The organism is Synechococcus sp. CBW1004 (assembly GCF_015840715.1).
In the GTDB taxonomy this organism is placed as follows: Bacteria; Cyanobacteriota; Cyanobacteriia; order PCC-6307; family Cyanobiaceae; genus Cyanobium.
This window is the reverse complement of the sequence record NZ_CP060397.1, coordinates 2,297,644-2,322,417: the sequence shown is the minus strand read 5'-3', so window position 1 is coordinate 2,322,417 and position 24,774 is coordinate 2,297,644. Positions and strand designations below refer to the sequence as shown.

The window sequence follows — 24,774 nt, the reverse complement described above, 5'->3', positions numbered from 1 at the left end:
AGGCCTCTCAACGTAACGAATCGCTCAGCTGGGACGCGAGCAGGGGACGCAGGGGCAGGCCGCGGCCGAGCAGATCCCGCTTGATCTCCTCCACCGTCAGAACGCCGTCGTGCAGCAGCGAGGCCAGCAGGGCGGCCGCCGCCCTGCCCTCCTCCAGGGCGGCGGCGATGTGATCGATGCAGCCGGCGCCGCCGGAGGCGATCACCGGCACCTCCACCGCCTCGGCCACGGCACGGGTGAGCTCCAGGTCGTAGCCGGCCTGGGTGCCGTCGCCGTCCATCGAGGTGAGCAGGATCTCGCCGGCGCCGAGGGCCACCACCCGGCGGGCCCAGTCCACCGCGTCCAGACCGGTGTTCTCGCGGCCTCCCTTGACATAGACATCCCAGCCGGGGGTGTCCGCCTGGCGGCGGCGTGCATCGATCGCCACGACGATGCACTGGCAGCCGAAGCGCTCGGCGCCGCGGGCCACCAGATCGGGATCGCGCACGGCCGAGGAGTTGAGGCTCACCTTGTCGGCGCCGGCGCGCAGCAGCTCGGTGATCCCCTCGACGCTGCTGATGCCGCCCCCGACCGTGAACGGAATGGTGACCGCCTCAGCGGTGCGGCGCACCAGATCCACCAGCGTGGCGCGGCCCTGGTGGCTGGCGGCGATGTCCAGGAACACCAGCTCGTCGGCGCCGGAGGCGCTGTAGCGGCAGGCCAGCTCCACCGGGTCGCCGGCATCCCGCAGACCGACGAAATTGACGCCCTTCACCACACGGCCATCAGCCACGTCCAGGCAGGGGATGATCCGCTTGGCGACCATGGGTTCACTGGTAGTGTTGCGCCACCTTTACGACGCGGGGCCATGTCCCAGGCTGCCATCACCATCGGCTCGAAGGTGCGGGTCACCCGGGTGCGCGACCGTATTCCGGCCGATCTCGTGGCCACGCTGAAGTCCGACGCCACCGGCACGGTGCGCGACTTCCGTGTGACCGACGGCAAGGGCATCGGCGTCGTGGTCGATCTGACGGCCGGCGGCACCACCTGGTTCTTCGACGACGAAATCGCGCCCGCCTGAGCGGATGCATGAGCGGGCCGACGTGGTGAGCGAATCCTCCGAAGACCAGTCCAGGCTGCCGGAAGCCCCTGCGGCCGGCAGTCCATCTCCCGAGAGCAGCGTGTCCGGCGGAGCGCGGCAGCTGCTCGGCATGAAGGGCGCCGGCACCACCACCAATCTCTGGAAGATCCGGCTGCAGCTGATGAAGCCGGTCACCTGGATCCCTCTGATCTGGGGTGTGATCTGCGGTGCGGCCGCCTCCGGCGGTTATCACTGGCGCCTGCCGGATCTGCTGGCGGCCCTGGCCTGCATGGTGATGAGCGGCCCGCTGCTGGCGGGCTACACCCAGACGATCAACGACTACTACGACCGCGAGATCGACGCGATCAACGAGCCCTATCGGCCCATCCCGTCGGGAGCGATCCCGCTGACGCAGGTGAAGCTGCAGATCTGGGTGCTGCTGCTCGCCGGCCTCGCCGTGGCCTGGGGCCTTGATCTCTGGGCCGGCCACACCACCCCGGTGCTGCTGCTGCTGGCACTGGGCGGTTCCTTTGTGAGCTTCATCTATTCGGCGCCGCCGCTGAAGCTCAAGCAGAACGGCTGGCTCGGCAACTACGCCCTCGGTGCCAGCTACATCGCCCTGCCCTGGTGGGCCGGCCAGGCGCTGTTCGGCCAGCTCACCTGGACCACCGCCCTGCTCACGCTGGTGTACAGCCTCGCCGGCCTCGGCATCGCCGTGGTCAATGACTTCAAGAGCGTCGAAGGAGACCGGGCTCTGGGGCTGCAGTCGCTGCCCGTGGTGTTCGGCATCCAGCGGGCCAGCTGGATCAGCGCCGCGATGATCGATGTGTTCCAGATCGCGATGGTGGTGGTGCTGATCGCGATCGGCCAGCACTTCGCCGCCGTGCTGCTGGTGTTGCTGATCGTGCCGCAGATCACCTTTCAGGACATCTGGCTGCTGCGCGATCCCCTCGCCTTCGATGTGAAATACCAGGCCAGCGCCCAGCCCTTTCTCGTGCTCGGCATGCTGGTCACCGCCCTGGCGATCGGCCACAGTGGCCTGATTCCGCAAGGCGGCACTTCCGCTCTGTCACTGTGATCCAGCAGGGCCGCTCGACCCGATCGCCTGCCGACGCCAGGGAGGCGAAGCCGGTGGCAGGGCGGGCGAGACGACTCCGGGCCTCACCGATGCTGGTGCCGGCCCTCACCGCCGCAGCCATCGGGGTCGGTGTGTCCCTGGGCCAGGCGGCCATCACCTCGGCGATCGACAGCACCCTGCCCGACGCCAACCGGATCAACACCTTCAGCCGGCCGGGCACGCTCACGGTGCTCGACGCCAACGGCAAGGTGATCGTCAAACAGGGGCCGGCCACGCGCGAAAAGCTGCCCCCCGGGCGGATGCCGCTGCTGATCCGCAAGGCATTCGTGGCGGCCGAGGATCGCCGCTTTTACCAGCACGACGGTGTCGATGCCGTCGGCATCCTGCGGGCGAGCCTGCGCAACCTCAGCCAGGGCTCGGTGGAGGAGGGTGCGAGCACGATCACCCAGCAGCTGGCGCGCACGGTGTTCCTGAGCCAGGACCGGACTCTCTGGCGGAAGCTGAAGGAGGCGCTGCTGGCCGGCAAGATCGAGCGTGAGCTCAGCAAGGAGCAGATCCTCGAGCAATACGTCAATGTCGTCTACCTGGGCTCGAGCGCCTACGGCGTCTCCGACGCCGCCTGGGTGTACTTCTCCAAGACTCCGGAGCAGCTGACCCTGCCTGAGGCGGCCCTGATCGCCGGCATGCCGCCGGCGCCCTCGGTCTATTCGCCGCTGGTCAATCCTGAATTCGCGCTGCAGCGGCGCGCCATCGTGCTGCGGCGCATGCGCGAAGCGGGCTACATCGACGACGCCCAGCTGGCGCAGGCCGAATCCGCCCCGCTGGGCCTGAACCCGGCGGAGCCGAAGTATTTCCATAACCCCGCCCCCTGGTTCACCAGCTGGCTGGAGCAGGAGCTGCCCAGGGTGCTGACCAAGGAGCAGCTGGAGGTGGGTGGCCTGACGGTGCGCACCGGCCTCAACAAGGACTGGCAGATCGAGGCCCAGAAGGCGATCAACAACGGCGCCGGCAGCATGCAGGGCGCCCTGATCTCGATGGAGCCGGGCACCGGGCTGGTGCGGGCGATGGTGGGCGGCAAGGACTGGGAGAAGAGCCAGTTCAACCGCGCCACCCAGGCTCTGCGCTCGCCGGGATCGACGTTCAAGCTGTTCGCCTACACGGCGGCGCTCAAGTACGGCATGAAGCCGGAGGACACGATTTCGGCCCGGGAGCGCTGTTACAAGGAAGGATGGCCGCCGAAGCGCTTCTGCATCCCCGGCTCCGGCGGCGCGATCCCCCTGTCGCAGGCGTTCGCGCGCTCGATCAACTCCGCCGCCGTCGCCCTGGCCGAGAAGGTGGGCTATCCGCGGGTCATCGGCGTGGCAAGGGATCTGGGCATCACCGGCACCATCGGCGAGTACCCGTCCATGGTGCTGGGCTCCAACGAGAAGACGATGCTCGAGATGGTGGCGGCCTACGCCGCCATCAACAACCGTGGTGTCTGGGTGAAACCGCTCCCCTTCGAGGAGATCTACGGCCCGGACGGCGAGCTGCTGTGGAGCCGCCGCGTCGATGCCCCCAGGCCCCGGCGGGCCGTGAGCAGCGATGTGGCCGACGCGGTCATGTGGATGCTGCAGCGGGTGGTGACCAGTGGCACCGGCGGCAGCGCGGCCCTGCCCGACCGACCTGTGGCCGGCAAGACGGGCACCGCCGAGGGCGCCCGCGACCTCTGGTTCGTCGGCTCGATCCCCCAGCTCACCACGGCGGTGTGGTTCGGCTACGACGAGAACTTCAAGACCGGCAGCAGCAGCGCCCAGGCGGCGGCCACCTGGGGGACCTTCATGCGCGTGGTGAGCAAACAGCTGCCGGTGCAGCCGTTTCCGCCCAAGCCCACGCTGAGCGGCAGTTTCCAGCCGTTCGTGCCGCCGAAGCGCAAGCCCGGCGAGGCCAACGCGCCCTCGGCGCGGCCCCAGGCCAGCGATACCCCCCCGTCTCTGGAGAGCGAGGGCATCCGCCTGGAGCCACCGGAGGAGCGCAACGATTCGCTCGACGCGCCGCCCCCGCGCGAGGACAGCCGCACCGAGCCGCCCGACGCGACGGTCACCAGTCCGCCCCGCTCGCCTGAGACGCCCTCCCGCCCGCAGCCGTCGAGGCAACCGGAGGCCGCGGCTCCTGCCCGTGCTCCAACCCCTGCGCCGGCGGCCGCTCCGGCCCCGGCGGCGGCTCCGCCGGCACCTCCGGCACCGCCGCCTCCCCCGGTCACGCCACCGCCCCCGCTGGCGGCACCATCGCCGCTTCCCTGAGCCCCACGGGCTCCAGCACCGCCACATAGAAGCCATCACCGCCCTGCGGCTGCGGCCACCATTGCCGTTGTTCGAGCAGCGTCATCTCCTCGTGGGATGCGAGCAGGGAGGCGATCTGATCCTGGTTCTCGCGCGGGTGCACCGTGCAGGTGGCGTAGACGAGCCGCCCTGCAGGAGCCAGGAGCGGCAACACGGCCTCGAGCAGCTGCTGCTGCAGCGCCACGAGCGCTTCGATCGCGTCCGGCTCCAGCCGCCAGCGGGCATCGGCATGGCGCGCCAGCGTCCCCAGGCCGGAGCAGGGAGCATCCACCAGGATGCGGTCGAAGGCGCCGCGCCAGTCGGGCCGAAGGGCAGGGAGATCGCTGCCATCGGCGGCGAGCAGGCCGATCCCCGTCAGCCCGAGGCGCTCGGCGTTGAGAGCCACCCGCTTGAGACGGGCCTCGGAGCGGTCGACGGCCCACAGCTCCCCCTCGCCGCCCAGAGCCTCGGCGATCTGGGTGGTCTTGCCGCCGGGTGCGGCGCAGAGATCGAGCACCCGCATGCCGGGACGGGGATCGAGCAGGGGCACGATGCGCTGGGCATTGCGGTCCTGCACGCACCACCAGCCCTCGGCATAGCCCGGCAGAGCGCGCAGATCGCCGGGCCGATCCAGGAGAGTGAGCGCGTCGGGCCCTTCGCTCAGCGGCTCGGCGGCCACCCCGGCGGCGGCGAAGGCAGCCAGCAGGGCGTCGCGCTCCAGGCGGCCGCGGCGGCAGCGCAGATCGAGAGGCGGCGGCATGTTGCAGGCCTCCGCGAAGGCTTCGGCGCGCTCCACCGGCAGCCAGGCGAGCAGTTCGGCGGCGAGCCAGTCGGGCAGGGAGTGGCGCAGCGCCAGGGCGGCAGCCGGATCGGCGGGCAGTTCCAGGCCGCTCCAGGGTGCGGCAGGGGCCTCCCCGCGGCGGCGCAGCAGCGAGCGCAGCAGGCCGTTGACCACCGGAGCCAGACGGGCCAGGCCGCCGGCACGGGCCAGCTCCACGGTGGTGCTGACGGCGGCGGAATCGGGGATGCGCGCGCAGAACAGCAGCTGATAGAGGCCCACATGCAGCAGCCAGCGCAGGCGGGGGGGCTGACGCTCGGCGCTGACGCGGCCGAGGGCATCGATCCAGGCGTCGAGCAGGCGGCGCATGCGGATGGCGCCGTACACCAGTTCGGTGGCCAGGGCCCGATCGGGACCGCTCAGCGACGCACGGGCGAGCAGGCGCTCGAGGGCGGCATCGGCATAGGCGCCGGCCGCCACCGCCTGCAGGGCATTCCAGGCCAGCTGGCGCGGCGCCAGGCCCACGGGCGTGGTCCCCGCCGCAGCGGAGGGTGCCTCAGAGGAGGCGGAGGGGAGCATGCGACGGCACCGGCTGATCCAGATGTACCGGAGCGGCCGCCCAGGTGGTGCCGCAGGGCCCTCAGCGCGGGCCGTTCTTCGGAGCCCCCTCCTCCCCGGGGCAGGGGGAGCGCCAGCGGAAGCGGGCCAGGGGCAGACGCCCCTCCCCATCCACCGGGATGCCCTCGGCCAGCAGCAGCTCGCGCTGGATCCAGTCGCTGCCCTCCCGCGAAGGGGTCATGGCGATGCGGCCGGCGGCGTTGACGACGCGATGCCAGGGGATGGCGGAGGGCAGGGGCAGGCGCCGCAGGGCCCAGCCCACCTGGCGGGCGCAGCCCCAGGCGCCGATCAGCTCGGCGATCTGCCCGTAGGTGGCCAGCTGGCCGGCGGGGATCAGGGCCACGGCGGCATAGACGCGCTGGTCGAAGCCGCGCCGAGCCGCCACCGGGTCCGGGGAGGCGATGGCGGGCACCGCCTGCTCGGGCACCCGCTCCTGCCCTGCAGGCGATCGCGCCCCTCGCCCCCTCAGCTCCGGCATGCGCCCCACCCTCCGACCGACGGCCATGCTGGCTTGATCCCCTGCGACGACCCCATCCCATGCCCCTGCTGCCCCGCCGGTTCGAGCGCCTCAAGGCGGTGCTCGATCAGCGCATGGCCGATCTCACCGTGGTGCTCGAGCACGTGCACAAACCCCACAACCTCTCGGCGATCCTGCGCAGCTGCGATGCGGCCGGGGTGCTGGAGGCCCACGTGATCAACCTGAAGGGCCGCACCCCCACCTTCAATGACACGGCCCTGGGCAGCCAGAAGTGGGTGGAGCTGCGCAGCCACGGCGACACGGCGGCGGCGCTGAGGCAGCTCAGGGACCAGGGCTTCCGGCTGGTGGGCACCCATCTGGGGGTGGAGGCGATCGACTACCGCGACGGCGACTACACAGGCCCGACGGCCTTCCTGCTCGGGGCCGAGAAGTGGGGCCTGAGCGACACGGCGGCGGGACTGGTGGATCAGGCGGTGTTCATCCCGATGCGCGGCATGGTGCAGTCGCTGAATGTGTCGGTGGCGGCGGCGACGCTGCTGTTTGAAGCGCTGCGCCAACGGCGCGCCACCGGTGTGCTGCCGAGCCATGGCGAAGGGCTGCCGGCGGCGCTGTATGCGCAGCGCCTGTTCGAATGGGCCTATCCGGAGGTGGCGGCCTGGTGCAGGCAGGAGGGCAGGCCCTACCCGGAGCTGGATGCGGAGGGAGCGATCCGCGAGCAGCTGCCGCGGACGCTGCGGGTGCGGTGCTGAGGCAGAGCGGGGCTGAGAAGCATGGGAGTCGGTATCACCGATCGGCCATCAGCCCCGAGCGCGTCGAGGTTCGTCGTCACGGCGTCAGCGGGCCGCTTCAGAGGTTGAGAAGGAAGTCAGCGACCGTCTGAATCAGCAGCCCATCGGCGAGCTCCGGTTGATTCATCAGTGGTCCGAAATCCCGGAGGTCCCCGGTGAGAAGCACATCGGCTCGGCAGGCGTGGGCGGCACGATAGATCGGCCAGTCCTTTTCCGGCAAACACGCCGGACAGGGGAGGTCGATGCGATCGCTCACGAGACGAATGGGCCTGATGATGTCCTGAAAGCGATGGACGCAGGACGGAAACTTGCGGATGAGATTGCGGTGCGCTTCCTCCTTGGCATAGGCGCTGGTAGCCAGTTGCCACAAGCCGCTTTGGCCGAGGCTGATCACCAGCGCCGCTTTACCACCGGGATTGTGCGCAGCGGTGAAGAGGACGTTGGCATCCAGAAAGAGCCGCTGCATGCGTCGACAGAGTGCTCAGGCCTGCTGCAGGCGGTGGAGGATCGCTTGCCGTTCGCAGGGCGGCAGGGCATCGGCCTGATCCCACTCCTCGATCTCAGTATCGCTGTAGCAATCCATCCCCAGCACAGCCGCGGGCTTGAGGCGCAGTTCCCCGTCGCACTCCTCGACGATCACGGCTCCTCCGGGGGTGATGCCGAGTTGCCGACGCATGCCGGCCGGAAGCGTGATCTGACCACGATTCGAGACCATGAGCACTTCACGGCGGGCACCATGGCGCGCACCGCCAGAGGAACGGGTCACAGGATCAACGGAAATTCGGAATTTCAGCTTAGCCAGTGACTGAGGGCCAAGCTGGCGAGCGAAGCCGATCCGACAGGCGGTAGGCGGCGGCCTCGGCTCCCAGGACGCCACGGCACACGAACGCCAACGCCAGCAGGCCAGCGACGTGGATCGCCATGAGAAGGCTCACTGTGACGACTGCTGGTTTCACTCCCGGCGGGTCATTGCAATCACGCGACCATCAGCCGCCAGCGCAAGCACCGCCTCGCGGTTTTCGGCACACACCAGGGGGAACTGCTCGGGTGTAAGCCGCAGATCGGCAGAAAGACGCAGCGAGAGCGGCGCCTCGACAGACGCAGGTGGAGCTGCTGGAGTGCTGGCCAGAGACATCTGCATCGCTCTTCCCTGCGATCGCCGTAGCGAGGGCTGGCGACACAGCTCGGGATCGGCGTCGCGTCATCGCGACTGGGTATCGGGAGGCTGAGGGTGCCGTCCGGGCGCTGGTGCCCTGTCCTCAGGCCTCCTTCTCAAACCGCACCGCGCTCGGCAGCCACAGCGCCAGCGCCAGCAGAGGCAGCTCCAGCAGGAGGGAATGCCCTGCGATCAGCAGGACCAGCAGCACCAGGATCGCCAGAAACTTGCAGAACAGGCCGAAGACCTCATCGCGATGCGAGATGCCCCGCATCCAGAGGACACCCGACAGGAGCAGCAGCAGCACTTCGCCCCACCAGGTCATCCTTAGCCCACAGACGATGTCATTTCCGGGACGTTAGCCCGGCTCACCAACGCCGCCCATGGCCCCAGCCGCCGAAGGACCGGCCGATAGGAAACCCCGCTCAGCTGCTGCGCTCCGGCTGGCCGGCCAGCCAGCTCTCCAGCCCCTCACCCAGAAACGACAGCCCCAGCACCAGCACGAACATCGCCAGCCCCGGGTAGAGGGCCGTCCACCAGATGCCGGTGGGCACGGCCGTGAGCGCCTGCTGCAGATCTCCGCCCCACTCGGGGATCGTCTCCGGAAGGCCGAGGCCCAGGAAGCCGAGACCGCCGAGCACGAGCACCGCATCGGCGGCGTTGAGCGTCAGCAGCACCGGCACCGAGGTGATCACGTTGCGCAGCAGGTAGCGGCGCAGGATCCACAGCGGGCCGGCCCCGAGCGAGCGGGCCGCCTCGACGAACAGCTCGGCCTTCACCTGGGCCGTCTGATTGCGCACCACCCGGAAGTACTGCGGAACGTACACCACGCACAGCGCCGCGGCGGCATTGGGCAGGCCCCGGCCCAGCAGGAAGGCGAGCACCACCGAGAGCAGCAGCACCGGCAGGGTGTAGAGGGTGTCCATCAGCAGCACCAGGCTGCGATCGACGCCACCGCCCAGATAGCCGCTCACCATGCCCAGCGGCACCCCCACCAGCAGGGCGAGCACCAGGGCCACCAGCACCACCTGCAGGGCCACGCCGCTGCCGGCGAGGGTGCGCACGCACACATCCCGGCCGAGGCGATCGGTGCCGCACCAGTGGGCCAGCGAGGGCGGGGCGTAGATGGGATTGGCCAGGCCCGCGTTGGGATCCGCCAGCCAGCCCAGGTGGATCAGCAGCGGGGTCAGCAGAGCCACCAGGCCATAGAGCAGCACGATCACCACCCCCCAGCGGGCCATGCGCCCGGAGAGCGTGCGGGGCCGCCAGCGCAGGATCATGGGGCAGGCTTCGAGGCGCGCCCCATCCAAGCGCAGCCATGCCGGGCCGGGGAGGCGGCAGGGCGCAGCGCTGGCAAGGCAGGGCGCGACGCCGGAGTGTGCTGCATTAAACTTTGATCTAACTGATACGGCACATTCAACGGCCAGACAGATGTCAACTCAGAACATCTGTCGCTGGTTGTCGAGATCAGCCTGTTTTCAGCCGCTGCTGCACCCATCATCAGGATCGCCTCACCCCATCTCCTGTTCCTGAATCCACGCCTTTCCATCGCAGGCTCGGGCCTGCAAGCACGTCATGAGTCCCGCCCGCCTTCTCATTGTCGACGACGATCCGGAACTGCGACATTTCCTCACCACCGAGCTCAAGGTGGAGGGATATGACTGCAATGAGGCGGCCACCGGTCAGCAGGCACTCGGGAAGATCCGCAACGAATCCTGGGACCTGGTGCTACTGGACTGGACACTGCCCGATTTCAGCGGCGTGGAGGTGTGCAGGCGCATGCGCCAGGGCGGCATCGGCACGCCGGTGCTGATGATCACGGCGCGCGATGAGGTGCGCGAGCGGGTGGAGGCCCTCGATTCCGGCGCCGACGACTATCTCACCAAGCCGTTTTCGATCGAGGAATTGCTGGCAAGGGTGCGGGCACGCCTGCGGCGCAGCGGGCTCAAGGACAGTGAGGATGGTGTGCTGCGCATCGCCGATCTCATGGTCAACACCGCCAGCCGCGAGGTGAGTCGTGGCGGCCGTCCCATTCACCTGACGGCGCGCGAATTCGATCTGCTGCTCTATCTGCTGCGCCAGCCGCATCAAGTGCATGAACGCCGGGCCATCCTTGATGCCCTCTGGGGCACCGACTGGATGGGCGATGACAACCTCCTCGATGTCTATATCCGCTATCTGCGCAAGAAGCTTGAACCGGCCGGCAGCCCGACCCTGATTCAGACGGTGCGGGGGGTGGGCTTCATGATCAAGGAGGGGCTGCCGCGCTGACGACAGGCTGGCGACACAGCCCCCTGGATCACGCCCCCCCGGCTGCCGCGAGACCCGGGCTTTCCGGCTGCTCGTCGTGGACGGGGAGATGGAGCTGGAAATCGGCGCCCCCCTCCGGCGCGTCGGTCACCAGCACCCGGCCTCCCATCGCTTCCATCAGCAGCTGCACCACCGCCAGCCCGATGCCGCTGCCGCGGGTGTTGACGGCGGCACCACCACGGGCGAAGCGCTCGAAGATCAGTTTCCGCTCCTCGAGGGGCACGCCGGGGCCGCGATCGCTCACATGCAGGATGACGACCCCATCGCGAGCCTCGGCATACAGGCGCACCGGCAAGGGCGCAGGGCTGTAGTTGAGGGCGTTCTCGATCAGCACCACCAGGCACTGGGCGAGCCGCTCCGGATCACCGGCGGCCAGCGGCAGCGCGCTGGCCTCCGAAGGGGGCTGCAGGCGCAGGCGCCCCTCCGCCCGGGGGGAGAGGCGCTCGAAGGTGTCGAGCAGCACATCCTCGGCGTCGATCGCCTGACGCCGCAGGTGCAGGCGACCGGCATCCTTGCGGGCCAGATCGAGCATGTCGCTCACCATGGCGCCCATGCGCCGGGCCTCGGTGGTGATCAGGGCCAGCGAGGGGGCCAGGGCAGGAGTGGTGTTCTGACGCTGCAGGCTCTGGGAATGGCCGGAGATCAGGGTGATCGGGGTGCGCAGTTCGTGGGCCACCCCATCGACGAAGGTGCGCTGCCGCTCCCAGGAGGCGGTGAGGCGCTCCTGCATGGCGTTGAAGGTGGCGGCGATCGGCCGCAGCTCATCGGGCTGGCGCTCCACGTCCAGCGGCGGCGGCGGATTGGCGAGGGAGCGATAGGCAGACAGCTGATCGCTGAGGATGCGCAGGGGCCGGGCGAGGCCGAAGCGCAGCACCAGACGCAGCAGCAGGCAGGTGATCAGGGCAGACACCGCGGCGGCCGCCGCCAGGAGCTGCAGCGAGAGCTTCTGCTGCGACACCGAGTCGGTCACGTCCTGCCGCAGCAGCAGCGCACGCGGCACCCCGTCACGCAGCGTGAGCGGCGAGATGCTCTCAAGCCGCGCACGCTCCCCCTCCCAGCGGAGCCGCGGCGGATGCTCCGAGCCGGGGGGGAGCAGCTTCAGCTCGGTGCCGGGCTGCAGCAGCGCACGCACCGCGGAGGGGAACGGCTGAGTGGGAGCAGGCTGCTGGATCAACGCCACGCCGATCCGCTCCACCAGCTGCTGGTGCTGCTGGCGGCGGCTGATCCGGTCCAGACTGAGCGAGAGCAGCACCAGGGCCGTGTAACCGGCCAGGACGGCCAGCACAGTGGCCGCCTGCAGACGCAGCCGCAGCGAGGCAGGGCCCCGGGGAAGCCAGCGAGCCAGGCTATCAGAGAGATCTGAAGCTTTTTTAAGCCTGCGTTCAGGAGATTCTTGCCTGGCTCCCCGAAAGCCTGCTATAAAGGTTGCATCCCTTTCCATCCGAGCTCCCCCCAGGGATCCCCCACATCATGACCCTGACTCAGAAGCGAGCCCAGGCCTCCTTCCGGACACGCCTGCTCATGCACCTCGCCGAGCGCAAGCGCCGCAAAGGCACCGAAGGCTTCACCCTGGTGGAGCTGATGATCGTGGTTGCCGTGATCGGTATTCTGTCGGCGGTGGCTCTACCGCAGTACCTGACGGCACGGAACGCAGCTGCAGCCGGCGCTGCAATCGGTGAAGCGATCGGCAAAGCCAAGGAATGCGGAACCTTGGCCGCATCTGACATTGGCTCCGCACCGAGCGGCGAAACTTGCACCTCCGGCGGCGGAACGGTAGTGTCGGGCACCTGGACATCTGGGGTTGATGGCCTCCGCTGCCTTGGAGCCACATCAGCAGCAGCAAACACCAAGGCCACGATCACAATTGCGGACAACGGCGCACTCTCTTGCGCTTTCAGCTGAGCATAGCAAAACCCAAAACAACTAAGAATCTTATAGCCCTTTAAATTTTGCCATCCCTCCAATTTTTATTGGGGGGATTTTTAATGATTTAAACAAAGCATTTTCAATCGCAAGACAAGCAAGTCACAAAGAGCTGTATACCACGAAGCACGCATGGATCAAGATCTGTTGGCTGCTGAAGCGCAAGCGGAAAGAGGAAACCTGAAAGCAGCCTGGCGACTTTATAGAAAAGTAATCAAGGAAACGGATTCTGCCATTGCGATCAAAAGCTTATTGAGATTCGTCAAACAGAGCATAGACTCCCCAGGTGAGACCCTTCTACGAATATCGACTTTACTCAATCACTCGGCCAACGCTCAACTGCTAATCGCCACAGAGCTTTTAGACGCGGAGAAGCCGCATTTAGCTCGCAAGATCATAGAGAGAAGGCTCGCATCCTTCCCGAATGAATTGAATACATGGACATTAGCCTATGCATGTTCCATGAAAGCAAAGGCATACGACTCGGCCTCAGAAATAGCCAAGAAGCTGGCAACTCTCTCGCCTGATTCAGCACTCTACCATGATTGGCAGGGACGCGCCTGTCATCTCGCTTTTCAATCTGACGAATGCGCATTAGCATACGCAAAGGCTCACATTCTTGAGCCTGATAATCTCATCTTTTTTCTCAATGCCCACAATCGCTGCAATAGAGTTGCCAGAGATGGACGTACGGCGAACGCGATGGCCGCAAAGCTAGCCTGGTCGGCCCAAGCCATCCGCTCCCATCTAGCATCCGGTGAAACATGGCATATTTCCGGAGAGTATGCATTGGTTCCCTATGCGTTCCATATCGCCTATTCGCCCTTTAATCTCCGTTTAATTTATGGTGAGTATATGTCAGCGCTCACAGATGCCTTTACCCCTTACCTGGAGGATGCCTTCAACGATGCAGCGGCAATCACTGAGTCATTTCATTTAATCGGTAAGCCAGACCCTCAGGCCTCACAACCGAGGAGCCCAGGAAATCGAGTCATAAATAAGAAGATACGAATCGGCTTTTTGTCCCGATATTTCTACTCGCATAGCAACACGCAGGCTTTTATGGGCTACTTTATGTATATCGATCGCTCTCATTTTTCCGTTGTGGTCATACACAGACATGAAACCATAGCCGATGAGATGCAACAATCAATCAATAGTCTGGCCGACGAGGTCATTTACCTCGATAGCTCTTTATCCTTTTCCTGCGCAACCATAAGAAGCTTAAGCCTGGATATTCTCTTTTTCACAGATATCGGCATGGATCCATTCGACTTCTTGATTCCCAATATGAGGCCATGTCCGATACAGATCACCGGCTGGGGCCTGCCTCACACGACAGGCCTTCAATCTATTGATTATTATTTAACAAGTGCTTGGATCGAAACAGATGATCATCAGGATGAATATACCGAAAAACTGGCGCGACTTGAAGGCCTTCCATGCTGCTTCCCTCGCAGCTTGCTATATTATAGATACAAAGAACGAATCACTGAGAGAGCGTATTTTATGCTTCCGGATGATATCTTCATTTTTGGCTGCACCCAAACCCTCGGCAAGGTGCACCCCGATCTCGACTGCATGATCGAAAAGATTTCCCGCGGCATGCCCGAGGCCTATTTTGCCTTCATGAGCTCAGGCACAGACGGCCTCGACAGGGAATTCCTGGAGAGGATACAGCGGCGAGCTCCAACAGCAGCCAGCAAGACCATCCTGATCAACAAGTGCGGCGCTGCCGATTTCTTGTCATTATGCAATTGCTTCGATCTGCTATTGGACACGCCCTATTACGGGGCGGGAATCACTGCTTATATGTCCACGTATGTGGGGACACCCACCATATGTTTCAAGGGCAAGAGGCTCAGAGACTCCACGACATCTGCGATTTATCGCCATCTGGGCATTTCAAATCCCCCCATAGCCAGCTCCATCAATGAGTACATTCAGATCGCCCTGCAGCTCGCCAGGGATCCAGTCGAGCGGACGCGTTTAAAAAATGAGCTCATTGAAGCAGCACATCGCCTCTATGACGACCAGACATTCATACGAAGCTTTGAAGATTTTTGCAGTGAACTAGTCAAGGCAAATAATTGAAATTCGGGCATTTCCCGGTTAAGTCTTTGCACCATAAACACAATCAAGAACGATTGGCTGATGCTTCAAATCAGCAGTGGCAGATCTGCTTCCCTTTTGCGAGCACGTCCCGCTTGCGCGATCAAAAGGCAATCTTGGGACCGAGTAGAGGGGTGTCCCCAGTGTCTCCTCAAGTGCCACAATGGATAGAGTCTCATCGGTAAACGCACACTCCTCTTATCGATGCCCCCCCATCCACCTCCGATCAAGCGTTCGACGTTCGCTGATCTGGCCAATGCCTGTGGTACAGACAAGGCCGCTGTCCACGGCTATCAGCGATTTTATCCGCTTGTGCTGGCCCAGCTCAGTGGCGCAGAGCCGTTCACAATCGTGGAGATCGGGTTTGGAGATGGTGCCAGCATTCATCTCTGGAGGGGGCTCTTCCCGCATGCCTTCCTGATCTGCATCGACCGGGATGTCAGTCAAGAGGGTGAGGGCTACGTCGTGATCCAGGCGGATCAGGATCAGCCCGACCAATTGCAGGCAGCCCTGCGCAGTGCGCCCAGTCCTGTGCGGCTTGTCATTGATGATGGCTCCCACCTGCCTCGCCATCAACTGAGCACTCTGAGCGTACTCTTTGAAACGATTCTAGAACCCGGAGGCTTCTACATCATTGAAGACATCGAAACGTCCTACTGGCTGGCTGGCAATCTCTACGGTTATCAGATACGCGCTGGCCTTTTTTCTAAATGGTCGGCAATCGAGGCGCTTAAGCTTACCATAGATTATGTTAATCGCGCCTATCTTTCCGAGGAAGACAGAAATCTCCTGGAATACTCGATGCTACTGGCCGGCTTGGATCCTGCGACTGCGCGCATGATCAGCAGTGTGACCTTTGGGCAGAATTGCGCACTGCTGATCAAGAATGAGCCTGGCGACAGCGACTATCAGGAGAGATCTTATGGCTTTGCACCATTCACGGCACGCCATTAAGCCAGAATACTGGTGAGACATCAAGGAGATTCGTCTTATCATTAATAGAGAATTAACGTCCCGCAATCGAAAACGCTGTTGGAAGGTCATTTCAAAGGTCGAAAGACTTCTTGACCCCTCATCGTCCAGCATTCCTCTCAGTTGGGAGAATCAATCATCCCAAGCTGTACCAAGACCGGCAGGGTGGCGCTGAGGAAGCGCCCGATGTGGCGGTTGATGTGTTGCGTGCAGTCCGCCACATCATTCACATTCAAGGGGTCCCCATCGGGACCACGCAGCTCTGCGCCTGTGGCCTGCAACCCGAGGAGCACACAGCCGCTGAGGATCTCACCGTCCAGGCCTTGCCGCAGCCCCTCAAGGATGAGAGCATCGATCAGGCTGAAGGGCTGGGCGCCATGGCCCACGGCGGGCGCAGCTAAATATCCCAGGTTGTGACCACCCTGCATCAAGGCCATCAGGCGCGCATTCACGTCGCGGCAAGCGGAGATGGCGGCGGTAGCTGCCGTACCCCGGTCCAGGCCTATCCGATCGGCGTGAAGCAGCAGGCTGGTCAACACCACCAGCTCCTCAGGCGGAATAGCGATGGCCTGATGCAGCTCGGCCAGAGTTGAAGGCTGGGCGGCCAGCAGCGCCTCCAGCTTCTGCAGGCTGCCGCTGTGATCAGCAATTCCACCCAGGTTGGTCTCGATTCGGTCGGGGCCACCGGAGTCTGCTGACCGTGAGCGCGAATCGCCGTTGCCAGAGCTGCGCAGCCGCAGCTCAGAGAGGCGCTGCTCCTGGGCCGCGCGAGTGAGTGGCAACGGACCCTTCACGAACAGATCGCGGCGGAAGCTCTGGTTGATGGCCAGATCCTGCAGCGCTTGGCGGATGGTGGGATCGCCCTCGGCTGAGAGTAGCGCCGCCACCGGGGGCGGTAGAAGAGAGGGAAAGTTATCCGGAAGGCTGGCAGAGGCGGCATAGCTGAGTTTGTAGGAGGCGGCCAGCTGATGCACCACGCCCACGTAGAAGGGCTGCCAATGCTCAGCTCCGTACTCGCCACAGAGATAGTCAGGGCGGTTGATGGTGTTGATCTTCCCAATCTGATTGGCCAGGAGGGGAAGAGCCCGGCCAAGCGCAGAGTCATGCTGGAGCAGCATGCCCAGACTGGAGCTCGCCCGTTCCATGGCCTGCATCACGTTGGCAGCACCAAGGCGTTGCCGCTCCAGATCCGCAAGGGCCTTGAAGGACGTGCGATCCAGCCAGCCCGGGAAAGTGTTGTAGGAGCAGTAGAAAGCCCCGCCGGAGCGCAACAGCCGGCCGGAAAGCTGCAGGAGGGCAGTACGCACTTCAGGTGCGATCCAGCTGAGAATCCCATGGGCCACCACATAGTGGAAGTGCAGGTCTGCAGCAAAGGGAAGTTGGGCATCATCCGCCGCCAGCTCCAGAAAATCGGCCTCGTGGAAGCTCACATTGCTGAGGCCAAGCTCGGCCACCAGCCACTGGCTGTGGGCGATATGGCTGGGGTGGAAGTCGATGCCGATGAACTGTCCCTCCGGATAAGCCGCGGCCAGGAGACAGAGGCCGAGCCCCATGCCGCTGCCCAGCTCCAAGTAGTGAAACGGGCTGCCTTCACCACCTACCCGGGGCGGCCGCTGCCGCTGGCTGAGCAGGGCGAAATCAATCCAGTTAGGCGCCAGCTCGCGGAAGCTATAGCAACCGTAGGTGAGGCCGGTGTAATAGCCACCGCCCCAGGAGCTGGATCCTCCGATTCTCAGTTCTGCGGGGACGGCACGCTGGGGCTGGGGTGCCTCAGTCGCCGCGCTTTTCTGCTGCACGACGGAACCCTCCTGACCAGCGCGGTTCTTGCGCGCTTCAAGATTCAGGCTGATCGGCCGGCCGGCAAAAACCAGGGTGCTGCAATCGTCAAACAGGCCGAAATCGTTCACCCGCCTGATCTCATTGAAACCTGCACTGGAGAGATAAGACGTCAACAGCTCTTCATTCAGCCCCACACAGTGAAAGTCATACTGATCGATCTGCCCGCCAAACATCATGCGCATCACAGCGAAGCGTTGTTCAGAGGTCAGCGCTTCGCGACTGGAATAAAGCTCACAGAGTGTGTCCAGATCAGGAACACTCACCATCAGGCGGCCATCTGGGGCCAGAACACGTTGCCATTCAGCCAGGGCAGCCGGCAAGGCCGACTGGTAGCCCAGATGCTCCAGAACATGGGACGCATACACCTCGGCGAACGTGCCATCCGCAAAGCGAGACAGGTCTTCGGCCCTGCCCACATGGTCCACCCATTCCGCTGGGATGGCATTCAGAACTTCCCAGCCTTCACGGGCAACCGTGCCACCGATATGCAGCCGACGAGTCATGAAGGGCCAGCGCGAAGCATTGATCTGCTTACGATAAGCCTCCTGCGCCCCCTTGTGCATCCAGGGAACCATTGTCTGTCATCGGCGCGCAGGCAAGGAGCAGAAGGCTTGCAAGCCCTCACAGGAGATGTGGAGCATCTGCAGGAAAGAGGCTCAACTGGATAAACCCGTTGCAAGATCTCTCGATATGACGTCACGCCAGATGCTCCAGTGCGCCACAGCCACATGCCGTCAGCTGATGACCTGGGCGGCCTTGCGATCGATGACACCATCGGATCTCCCCAACCTGCTTCGCCCTCCCGGCCGAGTTCGACGCCCCCGATCTGATCACTCAAAAGGCAGCACGCCAGCCGGCCGCCATCATTGCCCGGTTTTTGAGGCGCTGGCACGCGAACAAGCATTCCCTACATCACAATCAGATTGACGCTGGCCATAGGCAGAGTACGCTTGGAGTAAGGATTATCGCAAAAACATCGGCAAGACGCTGGCCACCGTGAATGCCCCTCGTCGCCTCCAGCAGGCTGGTGCCGCCGTGGGCAGGAACGGTGCCGCTGCGTTCACGCTTCTCGAGCTGATGATCACGTCAGCGATTCTTGTCGTGCTGACGGCCGTGGCCTTCCCCCTCTACCAGCAGACCCGCAACGCTGCCCTGATCGGTTCCCTGGTGGGTGAGCTCACGGGCTTCGCCAGGGCCTGTGCCACGCTCAACGCATCAGGCCTGAGCGAGACTCCCACCCCGCCGCCCGTCTCCCCGGAGCGGGGCGGCGTGGAGATCCTGCAGGGCTGCACGGCCGCCAACCAGGGCGCCACGCTGCAGGCCTCCTGGGGAAGCGCCCGCGCCAGCGGCATTCGCTGCCTGAGCAGCACAAGCACGCTCAGCTCGAGCAAGGCCACCTTCACGATCACCACCGACAGCACGCTCAGCTGCCTCTTCGAAGACTGAGCCAGGCGCTTCACGATCACGCCCAGAGTGCCCCCCGGCTTGCCATGCCTTTGATCCTCCGGGGAATTCATCAGGCATACGGCACAACCCCTAAATTGGCGCCGTCAACTCCATTTCGGCTGCGGAAATGGCGGTGGTCAGGCGATTCCTGAAGCCTCCAGCCTGGGGCTCCTTCCTGTTGGGCCGCGGGGCACCGGCAAGTCCACCTGGCTGGCGCAGGTCTTTCCAGGCGCCCCAAGTCGCGCTTTGTCCTCAGCACCTCCAGAGCACCGCTCACAACCACGCTAGACTGTTGTACAACCAGCTGGACAAAGAGCATGCAGGTTGTGAGTTTCTCCGAGGCTCGCGAGAGCTTCAAAACCGTTCTGGATCGCGTCGTCGCCGACGCCGATGTCACGTTGATCACCAGACGCCACGCCAAGGACGCGGTTGTGATGTCCCTCGACACTTATAACAGCCTGATGGAGACCGTGCATCTGCTGCGTTCTCCCGCCAACGCAGCTCATCTGCAGCGCTCCCTGGAGCAGGCCGAACACGGTGAACTGCTGGAGCAGCCTCTGTGGGAACCGGATCGCGCTGATGCCAACTGCTGAGCGCCTGGCCTGGACTCCGGCAGCCTGGGAGGATTACTTGTACTGGCAGGGTCAGGATCGCAAACAGTTGCGTCGGATGTACCAGCTGATCCAGGCCTGCCTGCGGGAACCCTTCACAGGCATCGGCAAACCGGAGCCATTGCGTGAAAATCTCTCCGGCTGCTGGTCCCGCCGGATTGATGACGAACACCGGCTTGTCTATCGCCTGGAAGCCTCACTGTTGGTGATCCTGGCCTGTCGCTACCACTACCGCTGAAGCTAGCAGGATGCGTTCTGCCGCCATCCAACTTGGCGCTGGCCCCTACAGCTGTGGCGCTGGCCCCAGGGATGCCTGAAAGTGCCGGTTTCGTTGTTTTGATCGTGGTCGCCGCCGATCCATGAGTAGGGCTGGAGCATCTTTTCTCGTTCCAAGCAGGCCCACCAGTTGCCTGGCGCAGCGGCTGGAGATTCCGGCTTTCAGGCAGGCCCGCCTCAATGCTCTCCTGGCTGTCTGACTCTTTCGTCGAAAGTGGGATGCTTCCCACCTTGGCATTGTCAATCATTGCCAGGTTCCAAGTGGCGCCCTGACAGCCGAGGGGAGAGGGGAAGTACGATTGATGAGCCGAACATGCTGTGCCGCAATCAGTCTCAGGGTGCCTTCCGGCTTGGATGTGAAAGGGTTTGGGGCTGCGGCTACCTTGGCGCGGGCTCCTCTCTGAGTGTGCCGCTGATGTACTTGTGCAACACGCTGCTGATCAGTGTTTGATAAGGAATTCCCTCCTGCAGGGCGCGCGCCCGTAGGGCTTGAAGGTCGGGACTGGATAAACGGATGTTGATGCGCACGTCTTTCTGGCCTGTGGATCGAGCTGCGGCTCGCAACTGAGTGAGCAACTGCGGTGAGGCAACGGAATGCAGTGAACCGGCTTCAAAGTCATCGAGGAGTTGTTGCTCTTCGGGTTCAAGACTGGGAGTGGCTTGCATGATCACGTTTCTGAGATGTAACGACGGGTTGCCCTGCGGCTGGGAATGATGGTCTTCAGAAGCAGACCGTCGGCCGTCTCGACAAAGGGGACGAGGTGGGCGTAGTCATGGAGACGCACCACCAGGATGCGCTGACCCGGGTAGCGCTTGGGGTTGGGATGAGCGAGCACGTCGAGCAGCTCACCAGCCTCAATGGCCGCCACCACCGCCTCAAAGCTGACGCCCCGCTCAGCGATGAGCAACGCGTTCTTTTCATGGCTCCAGATGAAAGGGCCCATGGGCTCAGCCTAGTCAGCTTGTCTGCCTGATGTCATCAGGCCTGCTCCCGTCAGGCGCCGGCAGCACCCCTAAACTGGCACCGAAAACTCCATTTCGGCTGCGGAAATGGCGGTGGTGCGGCGATTTCTGCAGCCTCCGGCCGGGGGCTTCTTCCTGTTCGGGCCGCGGGGCACCGGCAAGTCCACCTGGCTGGGGCAGGTCTTCCCAGGCGCCCTGCGCTTCGACCTGCTGGCGCCAGAGGTGTTGCGCTCCCTGCAGGCCCGGCCCGAGCGGCTGCGGGAGCGACTCGACGCCATGCCCGCGGCCGACACCGTGGTGATCGACGAAATCCAGAAGGCCCCCCAGCTGCTCGATGTGGTGCATTCGCTCATCGAGGAACGCCCCTCGCTGCGCTTCGTGCTCACTGGTTCCAGCGCCCGCAAACTGCGCCATGGCGCCGCCAACCTGCTCGGCGGTCGCCTGGTGTCGGCGTCCATGCCGCCCTTCCTGGCCGCCGAACTTGGTTCGGCCTTCGACCTCACCAGGGCTCTGCAGATCGGCCTGGTGCCCCTGATCTGGCAGGCCGCGGATCCCCAGGCCAGCCTCGCCGCCTACGCCTCGCTCTATCTGCAGGAAGAGGTGCAGGCCGAGGCGCTGGTGCGCCAGATCGGCGATTTCGGCCGCTTCCTGGAGGTGATCAGCTTCTCCCAGGCCAGCCAGCTCAACCTCGCCGCCCTCGCACGCGAGGCCGAAATCCCCCGCAAGCGCGCTGAAAGCTATCTGACGATCCTGGAAGATCTGCTGCTCTCCTTCCGGGTGCCCGTCTTTCAACGCCGGGCCCAGCGGCAGCTGGTGCAACATCAGAAGTTCTTCTATGTCGATGCCGGCATCTACCGCGCCCTGCGGCCACGTGGCCCTCTCGACGCCCCGCAGGAGATCGAAGGTCTGGCCCTGGAAACGCTCGTCGCCCAGCACCTGCGGGCCCTCTGCCAGCTGCGGCGGCGGGGGGAGAGTCTCAGCTTCTGGCGCACCCGCGCCGGGCTGGAGGTGGATTTCGTGATCTACGGCCCCGACCGCTTCTGGGCAATCAAGGTGAAGCGCAGCCACCGCATCGACAGGCGCGATCTGGCGGGCCTGCGCGCCTTCGGAGACGACTATCCCGAGGCCGAATGCCTCCTGCTGTCCTTCGCCCCGGAACCGCTGCTGATCGATGGCATCCGCTGCGAGCCGATCGAGCCCTGGCTGAGGCAGCTGCGTCCCTGAGCCGCCGGACGTCGACCGGTCAGGTCGCCCGCAACATCCGGCGGATGGTGCTGCCAGCCTGGTGTCGATGACGTCCACCGACAGCGCCATCCACAAGCCCCTGCCCCCCTCCTTCTTCGCCCGCCCCGCCGAGGACGTCGCGCCGAAGCTGATCGGCTGCCGGCTGGTGCGGCGCCTGGCGGATGGCTGCCTGCTCTGGGGGGTGATCGTGGAAACGGAGGCCTACTGCCAGAGCGAGCCCGCCTGCCACGGCCATCGCCGCCGCTCGCCCAGCAATGAAACCCTGTTCGGCCCGCCCGGGCGCTTCTATGTGTACGTGAGCTATGGCATGCACCACTGCGTCAATGTGGTGACGGGCCGCGACGACTGGGCCAATGGCGTGCTGCTGCGCGCCGCCTGCCTGCCCGGGGAGCCCGAGCGGGTGGCGGCCGGCCCGGCCCTGCTGGCGCGCCGCTTCGGCATCGACCGCTCCCACGACGCCCGTGGGGTAGATCCCTCAGAAGGGCTCTGGCTGGCGCCCCGCGATGCCGATCTGCAGCATCGGCTCGAGTCTTCACCGCAGCCGCCGCTGGTGCAGACCGGCCGCATCGGCATCAGCCAGGGGCAGGAGCTGCCCTGGCGCTGGTACCTGCGATCCAGCCGCTCCGTCAGCCGCCGCGCCCCCGGCGACCGCACCCCCAGCCGCCAGGAGGCCTGGACGCCGGGTGAGGCTTAGCGTGCCGACAGCACCGCCGCAGGCCCTTGAGCAGCTGGAGTCACCGCCATGTGATCGATCTGGCGGCCTTCAGCGAGGGTGATTTCGCCACCGTGCTGGCGCTGGCCCAGCGCTTCCGCTCCCTGCCCGTCTCCGGCGCCCGCAAGCTGCCGGCCCTGCAGGGACGGCTGATGACCACCCTGTTCTTCGAGCCGAGCACCCGCACCCGCAGCAGCTTCGAGCTGGCCGCCCGTCGCCTCTCCGCCGATGTGCAGACCTTCTCGCCCGCCTCCAGCGCCCTCAGCAAGGGGGAGAGCCTGCTCGACACCGCCCTCACCTACGTGGCGATGGGTGCCGACCTGCTCGTGGTGCGTCACCGCTGCGCCGGCGTGCCCCGCGGCCTGGCCCTGGCCCTCGAGGCCGCGGGCACCTCGGTGTCGGTACTCAACGCCGGCGACGGCCTACACAGCCACCCCAGCCAGGGCCTGCTCGATCTGTTCACCCTGGCCCGCCACTTCCAGCCCGACGCTCCCACGCCGGAGGCCCTGCGCGGCCGCCGCATCGTCATCGTCGGCGACATCCTGCATTCGCGCGTCGCCCGCTCCAACCTCTGGGCACTCACCGCCTGCGGCGCCGATGTGGTGTTCTGCGGCCCGCCGACGCTGCTGCCGGAGGCCTTCGCCTCCTTCCTCGACGCCCCGCCGCCCGGTCTGCAGCGTGATCCGGTGCCCCAGCGGGGCCAGCTGCACCTCTGCCGCCGCCTCGAGGACGCCCTGCCCGGCGCTGACGCCGTGATGACGCTGCGCCTGCAGAAGGAGCGCATGCAGCAGCACCTGCTCACCAGCCTCGACACCTACCACCGCCTCTACGGGCTCAGCCACGAACGGCTCGCCCTCTGCGGCAGGCCGGTGCCGGTGCTCCATCCCGGTCCGGTGAACCGCGGCGTCGAGCTGGCCGGCCGCCTGCTCGATGATCCGCAGCGCAGCCTCGTGGACGAACAGGTGCGCAATGGCGTGCCCGTGCGTATGGCCCTCCTCTATCTGATGGCCACCCGCGACGGCGGCGATGGGGGCCAGCTCGCCTGAGGGAACCTCAGAGCAGCTTGAAGGCGTCGACGACCAGGCCGTAGAGCACGCCCATCCGGGTCATGTCGAGCAGCTGCAGACCGAGGCGATCCCCGGGGCGCTGCAGCAGCTGCCGCCTCAGCCGCACCGCCACCTCCAGCAGCAGCACGCACACCATCGCCGAGATCTGATCGATCTCACTGAGGGCGCCGGTGATCGTGCCCAGGCCGCCGCCGATGACGAAGCCGCCCAGCAGCACGATCAGCAGCAGCGAAGCCCGGCGCCAGGGGTTGGTGGCCCAGCGCTCCAGCCCTGCACCGGCGGCGGCGATGCGGCGCTGAAAGCGGGTCTGCTGGTAGCGGGGGGAGGGCGTCACCGAACCGTCGGATGCAGACAGAGGCTCAGCCGGGGAGCCGCACAACGCACGAGGGCGCCTGAGACAGGCTCCCGATCGACCAGCCTGAAAGCGACACCATCGCGAGGGTGGGGTGCAGGGCGGCCATCATCCCGGAACCTGGCACAATCGGAAGGCGGACCAACCGATGGCCAGGACGCCCAGGCGGTGATCCCCATCACCCGGCCCGCGCCCTGCACTTCTTGTTTACACCATCTCTGGCGTCTTGGCAGTGGTTGGACGCCACAGATAGGGGATGCCAATAAAAAAGCCCTGGCCAGGGGCCGGGGCCGGGTGATGGGGACGACACAAGGGAACCAACGGCTGCAGGTTGCCGCAAGTGCGCCGGGCCGCCATCTGGATCGTCCTGGGAACCCCTTGACGGCCTCGCCCTGAGACTCAGGAGAAGGGGAACCGATCCCGGTTGCCCAGGTGCTCACGCCTCAGAGATCGCCATCCTTCTTGCGGCTGCCCTTGCCCTCCAGCAGCTCCAGCAGGGCCTCCATCTGGGCCATCACGCCACGCACCTCACCCGCCTCGGGCAGCAGACCGTCTTCCATGACTCCCTGATGCATCTCGCGCAACTCCTGACGGATGTAGCGCAGGTGACTCACCACCTGCTCTCGTTTGGATTGCGACATCGATCAGGGACGGAACTGACGGTTCAGATCACCCTTTTACATCATCGCG

The 24,774-nt window shown here is 65.2% G+C and carries 28 protein-coding genes; 14 read left to right on the top strand and 14 right to left on the bottom strand.

From position 1 onward, the window contains the following. Window positions 1-7: 7 nt before the first annotated feature. A complete protein-coding gene (gene hisF, locus H8F25_RS11050; protein ID WP_197210456.1) occupies window positions 8-805 on the bottom strand; it encodes an imidazole glycerol phosphate synthase subunit HisF in 798 nt (265 codons plus the stop codon). A gap of 42 nt (window positions 806-847) precedes the next feature. On the opposite strand from hisF, the gene H8F25_RS11045 reads away from it, so the two are divergent. From H8F25_RS11045 to H8F25_RS11035, 3 genes are all read left to right on the top strand, one after another. Continuing rightward, entirely contained in the window at window positions 848-1,060 is a 213-nt protein-coding gene (locus tag H8F25_RS11045; protein WP_197210455.1) for a DUF2862 domain-containing protein, read from the top strand. Between the two features lie 130 nt (window positions 1,061-1,190). Then, a complete protein-coding gene (chlG, locus tag H8F25_RS11040; RefSeq protein WP_231597362.1) occupies window positions 1,191-2,138 on the top strand; it encodes a chlorophyll synthase ChlG in 948 nt (315 codons plus the stop codon). 89 nt (window positions 2,139-2,227) lie between these two features. Beyond that, window positions 2,228-4,420: a transglycosylase domain-containing protein gene (locus H8F25_RS11035; RefSeq protein WP_197210454.1), complete on the top strand. Its 2,193-nt coding sequence runs from the start codon at window positions 2,228-2,230 to the stop codon at window positions 4,418-4,420. Here the strand turns inward: H8F25_RS11035 and H8F25_RS11030 are convergent. Both H8F25_RS11030 and H8F25_RS11025 read right to left on the bottom strand, forming a co-directional pair. Next, window positions 4,377-5,795 (bottom strand): 16S rRNA (cytosine(967)-C(5))-methyltransferase, encoded by a 1,419-nt coding sequence (locus H8F25_RS11030; RefSeq protein WP_197210453.1) that lies wholly within the window; start codon window positions 5,793-5,795, stop codon window positions 4,377-4,379. The two genes, H8F25_RS11035 and H8F25_RS11030, sit on opposite strands and share 44 nt — an antisense overlap. Window positions 5,796-5,856: 61 nt before the next feature. Beyond that, entirely contained in the window at window positions 5,857-6,312 is a 456-nt protein-coding gene (locus H8F25_RS11025; RefSeq protein ID WP_197210452.1) for an MGMT family protein, read from the bottom strand. Between the two features lie 59 nt (window positions 6,313-6,371). Here H8F25_RS11025 and trmH point away from each other — a divergent pair, with 59 nt between their 5' ends. Beyond that, window positions 6,372-7,061, top strand: coding sequence for a tRNA (guanosine(18)-2'-O)-methyltransferase TrmH (gene trmH / locus H8F25_RS11020; protein ID WP_197210451.1), 690 nt, complete (start codon window positions 6,372-6,374; stop codon window positions 7,059-7,061). A 97-nt stretch (window positions 7,062-7,158) separates the two neighbouring features. On the opposite strand, the gene H8F25_RS11015 is transcribed toward trmH, so the two are convergent. From H8F25_RS11015 to H8F25_RS10995, 5 genes are all read right to left on the bottom strand, one after another. Then, window positions 7,159-7,566, bottom strand: coding sequence for a putative toxin-antitoxin system toxin component, PIN family (locus H8F25_RS11015; RefSeq protein ID WP_197210450.1), 408 nt, complete (start codon window positions 7,564-7,566; stop codon window positions 7,159-7,161). 15 nt (window positions 7,567-7,581) lie between these two features. Then, window positions 7,582-7,866, bottom strand: a complete 285-nt coding sequence (locus H8F25_RS11010) for an AbrB/MazE/SpoVT family DNA-binding domain-containing protein (protein ID WP_197210449.1) — start codon at window positions 7,864-7,866, stop codon at window positions 7,582-7,584. A gap of 186 nt (window positions 7,867-8,052) precedes the next feature. Beyond that, window positions 8,053-8,241, bottom strand: coding sequence for a hypothetical protein (locus H8F25_RS11005; protein ID WP_231596777.1), 189 nt, complete (start codon window positions 8,239-8,241; stop codon window positions 8,053-8,055). 118 nt (window positions 8,242-8,359) lie between these two features. Continuing rightward, complete coding sequence (locus tag H8F25_RS11000) at window positions 8,360-8,581, bottom strand: hypothetical protein (protein ID WP_197210447.1); 222 nt, start codon at window positions 8,579-8,581, stop codon at window positions 8,360-8,362. Window positions 8,582-8,681: 100 nt separating this feature from the next. Then, the gene (locus H8F25_RS10995) at window positions 8,682-9,497 is read right to left on the bottom strand and encodes an ABC transporter permease (protein WP_197213758.1); all 816 of its coding nucleotides are present in this window, start codon (window positions 9,495-9,497) and stop codon (window positions 8,682-8,684) included. 334 nt (window positions 9,498-9,831) lie between these two features. Between H8F25_RS10995 and H8F25_RS10990 the strand changes: the two genes are divergently transcribed. After that, a complete protein-coding gene (locus H8F25_RS10990; RefSeq protein WP_197210446.1) occupies window positions 9,832-10,527 on the top strand; it encodes a response regulator transcription factor in 696 nt (231 codons plus the stop codon). 28 nt (window positions 10,528-10,555) lie between these two features. Here the strand turns inward: H8F25_RS10990 and H8F25_RS10985 are convergent, their stop codons facing one another. Next, window positions 10,556-11,851 (bottom strand): sensor histidine kinase KdpD, encoded by a 1,296-nt coding sequence (locus H8F25_RS10985; RefSeq protein WP_197210445.1) that lies wholly within the window; start codon window positions 11,849-11,851, stop codon window positions 10,556-10,558. 185 nt (window positions 11,852-12,036) lie between these two features. Between H8F25_RS10985 and H8F25_RS18040 the strand changes: the two genes are divergently transcribed. The 3 genes from H8F25_RS18040 to H8F25_RS10970 all read left to right on the top strand — a co-directional run bounded on the left by H8F25_RS18040 (window position 12,037) and on the right by H8F25_RS10970 (window position 15,555). Continuing rightward, window positions 12,037-12,468 (top strand): prepilin-type N-terminal cleavage/methylation domain-containing protein, encoded by a 432-nt coding sequence (locus tag H8F25_RS18040; RefSeq protein ID WP_304623254.1) that lies wholly within the window; start codon window positions 12,037-12,039, stop codon window positions 12,466-12,468. 153 nt (window positions 12,469-12,621) lie between these two features. Next, window positions 12,622-14,583: a hypothetical protein gene (locus H8F25_RS10975; protein ID WP_197210444.1), complete on the top strand. Its 1,962-nt coding sequence runs from the start codon at window positions 12,622-12,624 to the stop codon at window positions 14,581-14,583. A gap of 222 nt (window positions 14,584-14,805) precedes the next feature. Then, a complete protein-coding gene (locus H8F25_RS10970; RefSeq protein WP_197210443.1) occupies window positions 14,806-15,555 on the top strand; it encodes a hypothetical protein in 750 nt (249 codons plus the stop codon). A gap of 137 nt (window positions 15,556-15,692) precedes the next feature. Here H8F25_RS10970 and H8F25_RS10965 read toward each other — a convergent pair whose 3' ends face one another. Next, entirely contained in the window at window positions 15,693-17,915 is a 2,223-nt protein-coding gene (locus tag H8F25_RS10965; RefSeq protein ID WP_197210442.1) for a methyltransferase regulatory domain-containing protein, read from the bottom strand. Between the two features lie 493 nt (window positions 17,916-18,408). On the opposite strand from H8F25_RS10965, the gene H8F25_RS10960 reads away from it, so the two are divergent. The 3 genes from H8F25_RS10960 (at window position 18,409) to H8F25_RS10950 (ending at window position 19,707) form a co-directional block, all read left to right on the top strand. Next, complete coding sequence (locus H8F25_RS10960; protein ID WP_197210441.1) at window positions 18,409-18,858, top strand: type II secretion system protein; 450 nt, start codon at window positions 18,409-18,411, stop codon at window positions 18,856-18,858. A gap of 317 nt (window positions 18,859-19,175) precedes the next feature. Further along, window positions 19,176-19,451: a type II toxin-antitoxin system Phd/YefM family antitoxin gene (locus H8F25_RS10955; RefSeq protein ID WP_197210440.1), complete on the top strand. Its 276-nt coding sequence runs from the start codon at window positions 19,176-19,178 to the stop codon at window positions 19,449-19,451. Continuing rightward, a complete protein-coding gene (locus tag H8F25_RS10950; protein ID WP_197210439.1) occupies window positions 19,438-19,707 on the top strand; it encodes a Txe/YoeB family addiction module toxin in 270 nt (89 codons plus the stop codon). The genes H8F25_RS10955 and H8F25_RS10950 overlap by 14 nt, the downstream gene beginning before the upstream one ends. A gap of 416 nt (window positions 19,708-20,123) precedes the next feature. On the opposite strand, the gene H8F25_RS10945 is transcribed toward H8F25_RS10950, so the two are convergent. Next, window positions 20,124-20,411, bottom strand: coding sequence for a hypothetical protein (locus tag H8F25_RS10945; RefSeq protein ID WP_197210438.1), 288 nt, complete (start codon window positions 20,409-20,411; stop codon window positions 20,124-20,126). 2 nt (window positions 20,412-20,413) lie between these two features. Further along, on the bottom strand, window positions 20,414-20,689 hold the full coding sequence (locus H8F25_RS10940; protein WP_197210437.1) for a BrnT family toxin: 276 nt from the start codon (window positions 20,687-20,689) through the stop codon (window positions 20,414-20,416). Window positions 20,690-20,795: 106 nt separating this feature from the next. On the opposite strand from H8F25_RS10940, the gene H8F25_RS10935 reads away from it, so the two are divergent. The 3 genes from H8F25_RS10935 (at window position 20,796) to H8F25_RS10925 (ending at window position 23,711) form a co-directional block, all read left to right on the top strand. Continuing rightward, a complete protein-coding gene (locus H8F25_RS10935; protein WP_197210436.1) occupies window positions 20,796-21,932 on the top strand; it encodes an ATP-binding protein in 1,137 nt (378 codons plus the stop codon). 67 nt (window positions 21,933-21,999) lie between these two features. Next, entirely contained in the window at window positions 22,000-22,647 is a 648-nt protein-coding gene (locus tag H8F25_RS10930; protein ID WP_197210435.1) for a DNA-3-methyladenine glycosylase, read from the top strand. 26 nt (window positions 22,648-22,673) lie between these two features. Further along, window positions 22,674-23,711: an aspartate carbamoyltransferase catalytic subunit gene (locus H8F25_RS10925; protein ID WP_197210434.1), complete on the top strand. Its 1,038-nt coding sequence runs from the start codon at window positions 22,674-22,676 to the stop codon at window positions 23,709-23,711. A 7-nt stretch (window positions 23,712-23,718) separates the two neighbouring features. On the opposite strand, the gene H8F25_RS10920 is transcribed toward H8F25_RS10925, so the two are convergent. Beyond that, window positions 23,719-24,066, bottom strand: a complete 348-nt coding sequence (locus H8F25_RS10920) for a DUF565 domain-containing protein (protein ID WP_197210433.1) — start codon at window positions 24,064-24,066, stop codon at window positions 23,719-23,721. 461 nt (window positions 24,067-24,527) lie between these two features. Next, the gene (locus H8F25_RS10915) at window positions 24,528-24,725 is read right to left on the bottom strand and encodes a hypothetical protein (protein ID WP_197210432.1); all 198 of its coding nucleotides are present in this window, start codon (window positions 24,723-24,725) and stop codon (window positions 24,528-24,530) included. Between the last annotated feature and the right edge of the window lie 49 nt (window positions 24,726-24,774).

Bases quoted from the DNA above. Each gene is read 5' to 3' on its own strand.
- H8F25_RS11035 (WP_197210454.1), top strand. From the start codon at position 2,228: ATGCTGGTGCCGGCCCTCACCGCCGCAGCCATCGGGGTCGGTGTGTCC.
- H8F25_RS10915 (WP_197210432.1), bottom strand. From the start codon at position 24,725: ATGTCGCAATCCAAACGAGAGCAGGTGGTGAGTCACCTGCGCTACATC.
- H8F25_RS10965 (WP_197210442.1), bottom strand. From the start codon at position 17,915: ATGACTCGTCGGCTGCATATCGGTGGCACGGTTGCCCGTGAAGGCTGG.
- H8F25_RS10990 (WP_197210446.1), top strand. From the start codon at position 9,832: ATGAGTCCCGCCCGCCTTCTCATTGTCGACGACGATCCGGAACTGCGA.
- H8F25_RS10970 (WP_197210443.1), top strand. From the start codon at position 14,806: ATGCCCCCCCATCCACCTCCGATCAAGCGTTCGACGTTCGCTGATCTG.
- trmH (WP_197210451.1), top strand. From the start codon at position 6,372: ATGCCCCTGCTGCCCCGCCGGTTCGAGCGCCTCAAGGCGGTGCTCGAT.
- chlG (WP_231597362.1), top strand. From the start codon at position 1,191: ATGAAGGGCGCCGGCACCACCACCAATCTCTGGAAGATCCGGCTGCAG.
- H8F25_RS10955 (WP_197210440.1), top strand. From the start codon at position 19,176: ATGCAGGTTGTGAGTTTCTCCGAGGCTCGCGAGAGCTTCAAAACCGTT.
- H8F25_RS11015 (WP_197210450.1), bottom strand. From the start codon at position 7,566: ATGCAGCGGCTCTTTCTGGATGCCAACGTCCTCTTCACCGCTGCGCAC.
- H8F25_RS11025 (WP_197210452.1), bottom strand. From the start codon at position 6,312: ATGCCGGAGCTGAGGGGGCGAGGGGCGCGATCGCCTGCAGGGCAGGAG.
- hisF (WP_197210456.1), bottom strand. From the start codon at position 805: ATGGTCGCCAAGCGGATCATCCCCTGCCTGGACGTGGCTGATGGCCGT.
- H8F25_RS10975 (WP_197210444.1), top strand. From the start codon at position 12,622: ATGGATCAAGATCTGTTGGCTGCTGAAGCGCAAGCGGAAAGAGGAAAC.
- H8F25_RS10950 (WP_197210439.1), top strand. From the start codon at position 19,438: ATGCCAACTGCTGAGCGCCTGGCCTGGACTCCGGCAGCCTGGGAGGAT.
- H8F25_RS11000 (WP_197210447.1), bottom strand. From the start codon at position 8,581: ATGACCTGGTGGGGCGAAGTGCTGCTGCTGCTCCTGTCGGGTGTCCTC.
- H8F25_RS10935 (WP_197210436.1), top strand. From the start codon at position 20,796: ATGGCGGTGGTGCGGCGATTTCTGCAGCCTCCGGCCGGGGGCTTCTTC.
- H8F25_RS10930 (WP_197210435.1), top strand. From the start codon at position 22,000: ATGACGTCCACCGACAGCGCCATCCACAAGCCCCTGCCCCCCTCCTTC.
- H8F25_RS11030 (WP_197210453.1), bottom strand. From the start codon at position 5,795: ATGCTCCCCTCCGCCTCCTCTGAGGCACCCTCCGCTGCGGCGGGGACC.
- H8F25_RS18040 (WP_304623254.1), top strand. From the start codon at position 12,037: ATGACCCTGACTCAGAAGCGAGCCCAGGCCTCCTTCCGGACACGCCTG.
- H8F25_RS11045 (WP_197210455.1), top strand. From the start codon at position 848: ATGTCCCAGGCTGCCATCACCATCGGCTCGAAGGTGCGGGTCACCCGG.
- H8F25_RS10995 (WP_197213758.1), bottom strand. From the start codon at position 9,497: ATGGCCCGCTGGGGGGTGGTGATCGTGCTGCTCTATGGCCTGGTGGCT.
- H8F25_RS10945 (WP_197210438.1), bottom strand. From the start codon at position 20,411: ATGCAAGCCACTCCCAGTCTTGAACCCGAAGAGCAACAACTCCTCGAT.
- H8F25_RS10940 (WP_197210437.1), bottom strand. From the start codon at position 20,689: ATGGGCCCTTTCATCTGGAGCCATGAAAAGAACGCGTTGCTCATCGCT.
- H8F25_RS11005 (WP_231596777.1), bottom strand. From the start codon at position 8,241: ATGCAGATGTCTCTGGCCAGCACTCCAGCAGCTCCACCTGCGTCTGTC.